A 10,432-nucleotide genomic window follows, 5' to 3' on the forward strand; every position below is an offset into this window, starting at 1 on the left:
CGGCAAGGGTAAACGGAAAGGGTGACGGAAGGATTTTTCCCTCGCTCCCCGCAGGCGGGGAGAAGGGAGATGACAGAGCAGGGTGAAAGCACCACAAACAAAAACGCCGCCCGGAGGCGGCGTTTTCTGCAAGGCGATGCGCCTTACTTGCTGTTGGCCAGCATCCAGTCGACGGTGGCGCGGATCTGCTCTTCGGAGATGGCCGGGTTGCCACCCTTCGGAGGCATGATGCCGCCGTCCGGACCGGTGAACCCTTCGATCGCGTGCTTGTACAGGGTGTCGACGCCCTTGCTGGCGCGGGCGCCCATGCCAGCGGCGGTCAGCGTCGGGGCCTTGCCCACACCGTTGGTGTGGCAGGCGCCGCACAGGTTCTTGTAGATCTCGCCACCATCGAGCGTGCCGCCATAGGCGACCTGCGAGGCGGCAGCAGCCAATGCGGCCTGGGCGGCAGCGGCCTGGGCGGCGGCACCGGTTTCACCCGCGTAGACCGCGCCGGCCGGCGCGATGCGCGCCTCGGTGATCTGCACGGCCTTGGGGTTCACTTCCGGCGGCAGGCTGCCGTGCAGGAAGTACGCGCCGACGATCAGGCCGCCGGTGACCAGCATCAGGAAGCCGATCACCATCGAGAAATGCTTGAGGAATTCGAGGTCGTAGTTACGCACTTTCCACCTTTGGCAGCACGGCCGCGGGGCCGCGCATGGCTACGAAAACGGGGGCCGACGGGCGCCGGAGCGCCGCGGACAAGGCCGCATTATAAGCAGTGAGGCCGTCTTTGCCTCAACACCGGCGCGTGGCGGGCGGCTCAGGCGGTCAGGTAGACCTGCAGCGGCGCGCGCAGGGCCTGCAGCACGGTGCGGACCGGATAACCCGCGCCGATGCCCTGGCCCGACAGCGCCTGCTGCAGCACCTGCCGTTTCTCGCCGCCTTCGATGTGCAGGTACAGGTGGCCGGCATCGCGCAGCACCGGCAGGGTGAGGGTGATGCGGGGTTCGCCGGCGCCAGGCGCACGCATCGGCAGCACCGCGGTGCCGGTGGCGGGGTCCATCGCCTCGGCCAGGCGGTCGCCGCCGGGAAAGAACGACGCGGTGTGGCCATCGCCGCCCATGCCCAGCACGGCCACGTCCAGCGATGCCGGCAGATCGGCGGCGACCTCGGTCAGGGCGTCATCCGGGGTGGCGGTGGCGCGATACAGCGGAACGAAGCGGGCACCGGCGGCTTCGTGCTGCAGCAGGTGGTCCTTCACCAGGCGTGCATTGGAGCGCTCGTGGTCGTCGGGTACCCAGCGTTCGTCGACGAGGGTGACGGTGACGTTCGCCCAGTCCAGCGGCTGCTGCGACAGCGCCTGCAGGAAGCGGCGCGGGGTGCCGCCGCCGGACAGTGCCACGCTGGCGTGGCCGCGTGCTGCGATGGCGGCGCGCAGGTCGTCGGCCACGGCCTGGGCCAGGGCCGTGGCGAGCGTGTCGCCATCGGGGAACGGGTGCAGCTGGATCTGCAGCGAGAGATCGGTGGGGGGCATTGCGGGACTCGGGAGTGGGGGCTTCCCGGGGGAAGGCAGGCCGGCGTGCGCCGGAAGAAGACCCCGCGGCGCGGGGTCGAAGGCGTCAGACGGTGTCTTCGTGCCAGGTGCGGCCGTCGCGTTCGACCAGCGCCACGGCGGCGCTGGGGCCCCACGAACCCGCGGTGTACGGCTTCGGTGCGTCGCGCTGGGTCTCCCACGCGGCGAGGATCGGGTCGATCCAGGCCCACGCGGCTTCCACCTCGTCGCGACGCATGAACAAGGTCTGGTTGCCGCGCACCACGTCCATCAGCAGGCGCTCGTAGGCTTCCGGCTGGTGCACGCCGAAGGCTTCGGCGAAGCTCATGTCCAGCGGCACGTGCTGCAGGCGCAGGCCGCCCGGGCCGGGGTCCTTGATCATCAGCCACAGCTTCACGCCTTCGTCGGGCTGCAGGCGCAGCACCAGCTTGTTGCCCATCACCGGGCCGGCGCTGTCCTCGAAGATGGAATGCGGGATCTGCTTGAAGGCGATGACGATCTCGGACACGCGCTCGGACAGGCGCTTGCCGGTGCGCAGGTAGAACGGCACGCCAGCCCAGCGCCAGTTGTCCACTTCGGCCTTCAGCGCCACGAAGGTCTCGGTGCGCGAGTCGGGCTTGCCGAGTTCGTCCAGGTAGCCGGGCACGGCGGCACCGCTGCTGGCGCCGGCACGGTACTGGCCGCGCACGGACAGGTGGCTGACATCCTCGCCGCGCATCGGCTTCAGCGAGCGCAGTACCTTCAGCTTCTCGTCGCGCACGGCGTCGGCCTGCAGCGCGGCCGGCGGCTCCATCGCCACCATGCACAGCAACTGCAGCAGGTGGTTCTGCACCATGTCGCGCAGGGCGCCGGAGGTGTCGTAGTAGCCGGCGCGCTTCTCCAGGCCGACGGTCTCGGCCACGGTGATCTGCACGTGGTCGATGCGGCTGGCGTTCCACAGCGGCTCGAACAGGATGTTGGCGAAGCGCAGGGCCAGCAGGTTCTGGACCGTTTCCTTGCCCAGGTAATGGTCGATGCGGAAGATCTGGTTTTCCGCGAAGGCGCTGCCGACGGCATCGTTGATGACCGCGGCGCTGGCCGAGTCGTGGCCGATCGGCTTCTCGATGACGACGCGGGCGTTGCCGGTGTTCAGGCCGTGCGCGCGCAGGCGGTCGCAGATGGCCACGAACAGGGTCGGGCTGGTGGACAGGTAGAACACGCGGATGCGGTCGCCAGTGGTCTGCAGGCGGGCGGCGAAGTCGTCCCAGCCTTCATCCCGGGTGGCGTCCAGGGCGAGATAGCCGAGCTTCTGCAGGAAGGCGGGCAGCTTGGCCTTCAGCGTCTCGTCGCTGGCGGCGAGACGGGCCAGTGCTTCGCCGACCTTGGCCTGGTATTCGGCATCGCCCTGCTTGTCGCGGGCCACGCCGAGGATGCGGCTGTCCTCGGGAATCTGGCCGTCGGCGTAGCGCCGCAGCAGGCCAGGCAGCAGCTTGCGCAGCGCCAAATCGCCGGTGCCGCCGAAGATGACGAGATCGAAGGTGTCGACAGGCAGGGTCTTCGCGGTCACGGGCGTCTCGGTGCAGCAGAAGTGAGGCGAAACAATACCACCGCGTTACCATGGCGCGCCAATAGCCGAGAGGTGGTAGCAAAATTATTGCGCTATTGGTACGCCACTGGTATCTTGATTCGCATGCAAACAAACCTGCTCGAGGAATACCAGCGGCTGCAGACCGGCGAGTCCACCCGGGCCGTGGCGTATCTGCGCCTGCGTCGCGCGCTGCAGAACCTGATGGATGCCGGCGTGCTGCGGCCCGGACAGGCGCTGCCCAGTGAGCGCGATCTGGCCCAGCTGCTCGACCTGTCGCGGGTCACCATCCGCAAGGCGCTGGCCGGGCTGATCGAAAGTGGTCTGCTTGTGCAGCGGCAGGGAGCGGGCACGTTCGTGGCCGAACGTATCCTCCGCCAATTTTCCCGCCTGACCAGCTTCACCGATGACCTGCGCGAGCGTGGGCTGAACCCGCAGGTGAAGTTCCTGGAGCGGTCCGTGGGCGAGGTGACCCCGGAAGAATCGATGGCCCTGAACCTGTCGCCCGGCAGCGGCGTGGTCCGCATGTACCGCCTTCGCCATGTGGACGGTGCGCCGATCGCCATCGAACGCACGCTGGTGCCTTACGCCCTGCTGCCGGATCCCGACAGCGTGGCCACCTCGTTGTATGAAGCGTTGGACGCGTACGGTCACCGACCCCGGCGGGCCCTGCAGCGCCTGCGCGCTGTTGCCCTGGATGAGGAGGCGGCCCGCCACCTCGCCCTCCCTGTCGGTGCTCCCGGCCTGCTGGTCGAGCGCCGGGCCTTCCTTGAAGATGGTCGGGTCGTCGAATCCACCCGCTCGTATTACCGCGGCGACGCCTACGACTTCGTCGCCGAGCTTCAAAGCGACTGATCTCCTGCCGGCTTGGCCGGCAATCTCCTTCATTTCTGCCCCCTGCCTGTCCTGATCCGCATCGGCGGGGCGAGCTTTGTCGTACGCGCGCAGACTGCCGCTGGTCCGTCAGAGCGGGCCTTTAATCGGGCCCGGCGGCATTCTGTCGGTGCGGCAACACTAATTTGTGATGAAGTTCACGCGCTTATCTATTGACGTCAATGAGTTGACGTTAAATTAAAGTGAATGTGTAATAGACATCTCACTTCATTGTGAGAGATGTCCGCTTAAAGGCATGAAGCGCGATATGTGACGTATGCCCGTTCAGGCAGGCCAGAAGCCGTCGAGCGGGTAGTGCGACTTTCAAGACAGCCTTGGGGGAGGCAGTCCCGGCTGGCCGTCCTCCCGATCCAGCGCAAGGGACCACCGTGTACGTTTCGACTCAATTCCGTCGTTTGGCCCAGAAGAGCCGCTCTGTCCTCGTGTTCGGGGCATTGGCTTTCTACGGCGCGTTCGCCACCCCGGTATTTGCGCAAACCCAAGTCGCCAACACGGCCAACGTGACGGTGCCGGTCGGCGTGGTCGACACCAACAACGGCAATAACTCCTCCACCGTCAACGTCGCCGTGGTTTCGCCGCAGCTGACGCTGCTGAAGACGGCGAGCAGCGCGAACTTCACGGTGGGTGTGGCCGCCAGCTACACGCTGCAGGTGTCCAACACGGGTACGGCGGCTACGACGACGGCGGTGACGGTCAGCGATACGATCCCGACGGGTCTGACGATCGGTACGCTGCCGGCCGGTTGTACGGCAGCGGGCCAGACGGTCACGTGCACCGTGGCCGCAGGCCTGGCGGCCGGCGCCAACACCAGCTTGGTGATCCCGGTGACGCCGACAGCACCTGTTGCCGCTCCGGGGTTGACGAACACGGCGACGGTCACCGGTGGTGGTGATGCCACGTGCCCGGCCAACGCACGTTGCACCAGTACGATCCAGACTCCCGTGCTGCCGGTTATCAATGCGGTCGACGACAGTTTCAACGTTGCCGCGACAGGTGGTACGACCGCCAGCGTCATCGTCAACGACACAACCAACAACGTGGCGGCCGTCATCGGGACGAACGCCAGCCTGGCCCCGGGAGCTGCACCCTCCCCGGCAGCCGGCAGCATCGTGATGAACGCCAACGGCACCATCACCGTGTTGGTCAACACGACGGCGGGTAGCTATCTCTATCCTTACACGATCTGCACGCTGCCCGCCACGACGCCGGCAACCTGTAGTACCGCGACCGCGACCGTGGTGGTCGCGGCAGCGCCGACGCTGACGATCGACAAGACGGCCGGCGCGCCGACGGGCAGCACGGTGGGCAGCACGATCGCCTACACGTTCCTGGTGACCAACACGGGCAACACGAGCCTGACGGGCATCGTGGTCAACGACCCGCTGCTGACGGCCGCGGCGGTGTGCCCGGTGACGACGCTGGCCCCGGGTGCGAGCACGACCTGCACGGGCAGCTACGCGATCACGCAGGCGGACATCGATGCCGGTGTGGTGAACAACAGCGCCACGGCCACGGGCACGCCGCCCACGGGCCCGGCGGTGACCTCGCCGCCTGACACGACGAGCACGTCGATCACGCAGAGCTCGACGCTGACGATCGACAAGACGGCCGGCGCGCCGACGGGCAGCACGGTGGGCAGCACGATCGCCTACACGTTCCTGGTGACCAACACGGGCAACACGAGCCTGACGGGCATCGTGGTCAACGACCCGCTGCTGACGGCCGCGGCGGTGTGCCCGGTGACGACGCTGGCCCCGGGTGCGAGCACGACCTGCACGGGCAGCTACGCGATCACGCAGGCGGACATCGATGCCGGTGTGGTGAACAACAGCGCCACGGCCACGGGCACGCCGCCCACGGGCCCGGCGGTGACCTCGCCGCCTGACACGACGAGCACGTCGATCACGCAGACGTCTTCGCAGATCCTGGTGAAGGCACTGACCAACGACAGCACCGGTGGTGCCGTGGTGGTGGGTGATGTGCTGACCTATACGGTGACGCTGACCAACACGGGCAACACGACGTTCGCGGGCGTGACGGTGAACGATGCGTTGACCATTCCGTCCAGCATCACCTGCGCCAGCGTGGTGCCGGGTGCGACCTGCCAGCTGGTGGGGACGTACACGGTGACCCAGGCCGACGCCGATGCAGGCACGATCCGCAACACGGCGGTGGTGAGCAATCCGGCTTGCCCGATGGGCAGCGCGGATCCAGGCTGCACGACGACGATCGATACCCCGGTGCAGAACCCGGCGGTCACCTTCAGCAAGTCGGTCATCCTGCCGGTCGGCCAGACGGAAGTCTCGGTGGGCGATACCCTGACCTACAACCTGCAGGTCGTGGTGAGCGATGCGGCAAGTACGGCGGTCGTCACCTTGACCGACACGCTGGGCCAAGGCCTGACGCTCGGCGCGGTCACGGCGGGCGTCTTCAGCTGCAGCACCGGCAGTCCGCTGGTGTGCACGCTGCCGGCGAACACCTCACCCGGCATCTACCTGGTGACCTACACCGCGATCGTGAACGAGCTGGCGACGGGCTTCGTGCGCAACGTGGTGGTGGCGACGGGTGACGACGCACCGACCTGCCAGGGCACGTGCCAGACCGAAACCATCGTCACCGAACCGCTGCCGGCCATCGTCAGCTATGGCAAGTCGGCCACCCTGCCGGCCGGCAAGACCACCGTGGTTGCGGGTGACGTGATCACCTACACGCTGACCACGACGGTGATGGCCGCGCCGACGTCGAGCAACGTCACGTTGACCGACACCCTGGGTACGGGTCTGACATTCGGTGCGGTGAGTGCTGCGGGCAGCTACACCTGCAACGCGTCGAATCCGCTGGTATGCACGTTGCCGGCCGGCACGGTGCCGGGGGTCTACACGGTGACCTACACGGCCACCGTCGATGGCCAGGCGAGCGGCGTGGTCCGCAACGCGGTGGTGGGCACGGGCACCGACAATCCGGTCTGCGCGGCCGATTGCGATGTGGAGACACCGGTGGCGACGCCCACGATCCGGGTGGGCAAGAGTGCCAACCCGGCCAATGGCACCACCGTGCAGCCGGGCCAGGTGATCACCTACGTGCTGTCCGTCGAGGTGGGCCAGGCGGCCACCCGTGCCGCAGTGACGCTGGTGGATACCCCTGGCCAGGGCCTGGCGCTGGGTGCCATGCCGACAGGCTGCACGAACAACGGCACCACGATGACCTGCACCTTGCCGGCCGGTGCGGCGGTGGGCACGTATACGTTCACCTACACCGCCACAGTCGATGCTTCGGCCAACGGTCGCGTGTCGAACGTGGTCGTGGCGAGCAGCGGGGATCCAACGGGTGATCCGCCGACCTGCCAGACCTGCAGCACGGAACACCAGGTCAACCTGCCGGAGATCCGCCTCGGCAAGTCGGCGGGCTCGCGCGAAGTGAAGGTGGGCGATCTGGTCCGCTACACGCTGACGGTGCAGAACGTGGGCAGCAGCGACCTCGTGGCTGGCAGCATCATCGATACGCCGGCGGCGGGCTTCAGCTACGTGGAGGGCTCGCTGGTGGCGAGCGATGCCGACCAGATGGCGACGGTGTCGGGCAGCTATCCGATCCGCATCGATGGCGTGGACGTACGGGCGGGTGAAACCGCGACGCTGGTCTACGTGATGCGCGTCGGTGCCGGCGTCCGCCCGGGTTCCCACGTCAACCAGGCCCAGGTGCGTTCGAGCACCGGCGACCCGGTGTCCAACGTGGCCACGGCGGAAGTGGTGCTGACGGCGGATGCGCTGGTCGACGACAGCCTGCTGATGGGCGCGGTGTTCAATGACCGCGACGGCGACGGCTGGCAGGACAGTGCTGCCTTGAGCGGGGTGAAGGTGCAGGGCGGCTTTGCGCCGGCGGCGTACATTGCCAACTCGACCACGATGGATCGCGGCGCGGGCCCGCAACCCCAGCCGGATGCCAGCTCGCCGATGCTGCATGGCATCGCCGTGGGCACGATCGCAGGCCGCCAGTCGGTGGCTGATCCGGTCGACGCACACGAGGTGGTCATCCGCCAGCGCCTGAATGACGCCAGCTTCACCGACGACTTCGTGCTGACCAGCGACCAGGGCATCACCGTGCGCATGGACGCGGCGGGCAACACGCGTGTCGAACAGTCCGGCGATGCGGCCAAGGGCCTGACCGCGGCGGCGCCGACCGTCGAGCGCCGCGTGGCGCAGGGCGAGGGCGGCTACGTGGTCGACTACGTCATCCGCAACGCAGGCATCGACGAGCGCGGCATCCCGGGCGTGCGCATCGCCTCGGTGGAAGGCCTGCTGATCGAAACCGACCAGTACGGCCGCTATCACCTGGCGGGGGTTTCCGGTGGTGCGTGGTCGCGTGGTCGCAACTTCATCCTGAAGGTCGATCCGTCCACGCTGCCCGCCGGCGCCGAGTTCACCACCGACAACCCGCTGCTGCGTCGGATCACCCCCGGCCTGCCGGTCCGCTTCGACTTCGGCGTGAAGCTGCCGGAGCAGGTGGTTGAGGGTGGCGTCGAGCAGGTGGAGTTGGAGTTGGGCGATGTGTTCTTCGCTCCGGGGAGCGCCGAGGTTCGCGCGCAGTACCAGCCGGTGATCGAGGCGATGGCGGCCCAGGTGCGCAAGCACGGCGGTGGCGACGTCGTGATCAGCGCCAACGGCGATGCCGAGGCACTGGCGTTCGACCGTGCCAACGCGGTCAAGGCGGCGCTGCTGCAGACGTTGGAGCCGGCCGTCGCGAAGGCGCTGGTGGTCAGCGTGCGCGGCAATATCGACGATCCGGATTCGCTGGTCGTCGGCGTGGACGAAGGCGGCGCCCTGCTGGGCACGGTGTTGTTCGACACCGACAAGGCGGCGATCCGTCCCGAGTTCGACCCGCTGCTCGACAAGGTCGCGGCTGCGTTGGAAAAGCGCGGCGGTGGCAGCATCGCGATCGTTGGCCACACCGACGTGCGCGGTTCCCATGCCTACAACACGGCCCTTGGCATGCGTCGTGCAAAAGCCGTCTACGAAGCCCTCGCCAAGCGTTTGAGCCCGGAGGTGCGCGCGAAGGTTCGCGTGGAGTCCAGTAGCGATCCGACAGCCCCTGTCGGCGTGCGCAAGTGAAGGGGCGGATCATGAAGAAGCGTATGAAGATGAAGCTGCTGGATTACACGCTGATCGGCCTGCTTGCGGGCACCGCGCCGCTGGCGGGCGCGCAGACGACGGCGCCGGCCGCGCGCGACGGCGCCGACGAGCGGGCAGCCGTTGAGTGTTCGGGTGAGGCGTGCGAAAGCGGGGACGGCCTGTTGTTCCGCCTGCGCACGCGCAGCTACGACAAGCCGGTCACCCACGACACCAGCGAGAGGTCGTCTTCGCCGGCCTTGCAGCCCGACCGCCGCGTGACCATCGCGACCGAGCAGCCGGGCAAGGCGACCGCGATGGGCAAGTTCTCCATCGACCTGCCGGGTGGCGGCGTCATCTGGGCGACGGAAGATCCCACGCTGGGCCAACCCGAGCTGTCGGTGTCCGCGCCATCGATGATCTCGTTCGACGGCCGTCGGATCACCAAGCCCGTGCAGTTCTACGTGCGCGGCAACTATCCGTCCTTCATCAAGCGCCTGGTGATTTCGCTGTACCGCAGCAGCGATGCCGACCTGATCGAGCCGATCGCCACCGTGCCGCTGGATGTGGCCGGCGTGACCCGGGCCGACTGGGACGGCGCACTGCCGTCCAAGTACCCGTTCCGCAAGGGCGACGAGTTGGTCTACGTGCTGCGTGCCTACGGTGATGGCGACAGTTTCGACGAAACCTACCCGCGCACATTGCAGCTGGTCTCGCCGGAAGAAGCCGAGCGCGGCGCCAACCTGCTGCGTGACAGCGCCGAACGTGCGCTTGGCACCTCGCTGTCGAGCGAGCAGGCGCAGGCTCAGAGCCAGCTGGACGACGTGTTCTCCGGCAACGGGCTGCGCCAGCAGAACATCCCGATGTACGGATCGCGCATCCGCATCCAGGGGCGCAACATCCCCGATCGCGCGCAGCTGACCATCAATGGCGAGCAGTATCCGGTCGACCTGCAGCGCAAGTTCGTCGCCGAATATCTCGTGCCGGTCGGCCGGCATCGCTTCGATATCGGCGTGGGCGGGGCCGGAGACAACCGAGGTCCCACGTCGCAGGCGGCCACGCACACGCTGGATGTCGACGTCACTGGCCGCTACTTCTTCGGGGTCGGCCTGGCCGATGTCACCATTGCGCAGAACAAGGTGAGCGGTTCGGGCGCGGCGTTCGCCAATGACACGAAGTACCAGGATGACGTGATCAGCGACGGCCGGCTGGCGTTCTACGGCAAGGCCAAGTACCGCGGCAAGTACCTGGTCACTGCGCAGGCCGATACCACACAGCGCGACCTCGACCGCCTGTTCAACGGGTTCACCAATGCCAATCCGCAGGACATCTTCCGTC

5 protein-coding genes and 1 pseudogene are annotated in these 10,432 nt (G+C 67.6%); 3 read left to right on the forward strand and 3 right to left on the reverse strand.

All coding sequences use genetic code 11. The features are described 5' to 3' along the window. Positions 1 to 143: 143 nt before the first annotated feature. The 3 genes from AX730_RS08310 to zwf all read right to left on the reverse strand — a co-directional run bounded on the left by AX730_RS08310 (position 144) and on the right by zwf (position 3,080). Positions 144 to 662, reverse strand: coding sequence for a c-type cytochrome (locus tag AX730_RS08310; RefSeq protein ID WP_062354681.1), 519 nt, complete (start codon positions 660 to 662; stop codon positions 144 to 146). A gap of 140 nt (positions 663 to 802) precedes the next feature. After that, complete coding sequence (gene pgl, locus AX730_RS08315) at positions 803 to 1,516, reverse strand: 6-phosphogluconolactonase (protein WP_083537806.1); 714 nt, start codon at positions 1,514 to 1,516, stop codon at positions 803 to 805. A gap of 85 nt (positions 1,517 to 1,601) precedes the next feature. Continuing rightward, the gene (zwf, locus tag AX730_RS08320; RefSeq protein WP_062354684.1) at positions 1,602 to 3,080 is read right to left on the reverse strand and encodes a glucose-6-phosphate dehydrogenase; all 1,479 of its coding nucleotides are present in this window, start codon (positions 3,078 to 3,080) and stop codon (positions 1,602 to 1,604) included. 123 nt (positions 3,081 to 3,203) lie between these two features. Here zwf and AX730_RS08325 point away from each other — a divergent pair, with 123 nt between their 5' ends. From AX730_RS08325 to AX730_RS08335, 3 genes and pseudogenes are all read left to right on the forward strand, one after another. Beyond that, complete coding sequence (locus AX730_RS08325; protein ID WP_062354687.1) at positions 3,204 to 3,953, forward strand: GntR family transcriptional regulator; 750 nt, start codon at positions 3,204 to 3,206, stop codon at positions 3,951 to 3,953. A 434-nt stretch (positions 3,954 to 4,387) separates the two neighbouring features. Further along, on the forward strand, positions 4,388 to 9,097 hold the full coding sequence (locus AX730_RS08330) for a DUF7507 domain-containing protein (protein WP_157074160.1): 4,710 nt from the start codon (positions 4,388 to 4,390) through the stop codon (positions 9,095 to 9,097). 11 nt (positions 9,098 to 9,108) lie between these two features. Continuing rightward, positions 9,109 to 10,432, forward strand: a pseudogene (locus AX730_RS08335) (hypothetical protein); the annotation flags it as partial.

The organism is Pseudoxanthomonas mexicana, assembly GCF_001556105.1.
GTDB classification, from domain to species: Bacteria; Pseudomonadota; Gammaproteobacteria; order Xanthomonadales; family Xanthomonadaceae; genus Pseudoxanthomonas_A; species Pseudoxanthomonas_A mexicana_A.

Coding starts and splice junctions, on each gene's coding strand:
- pgl (WP_083537806.1), bottom strand. CDS start 1,516: ATGCCCCCCACCGATCTCTCGCTGCAGATCCAGCTGCACCCGTTCCCC.
- AX730_RS08325 (WP_062354687.1), top strand. CDS start 3,204: ATGCAAACAAACCTGCTCGAGGAATACCAGCGGCTGCAGACCGGCGAG.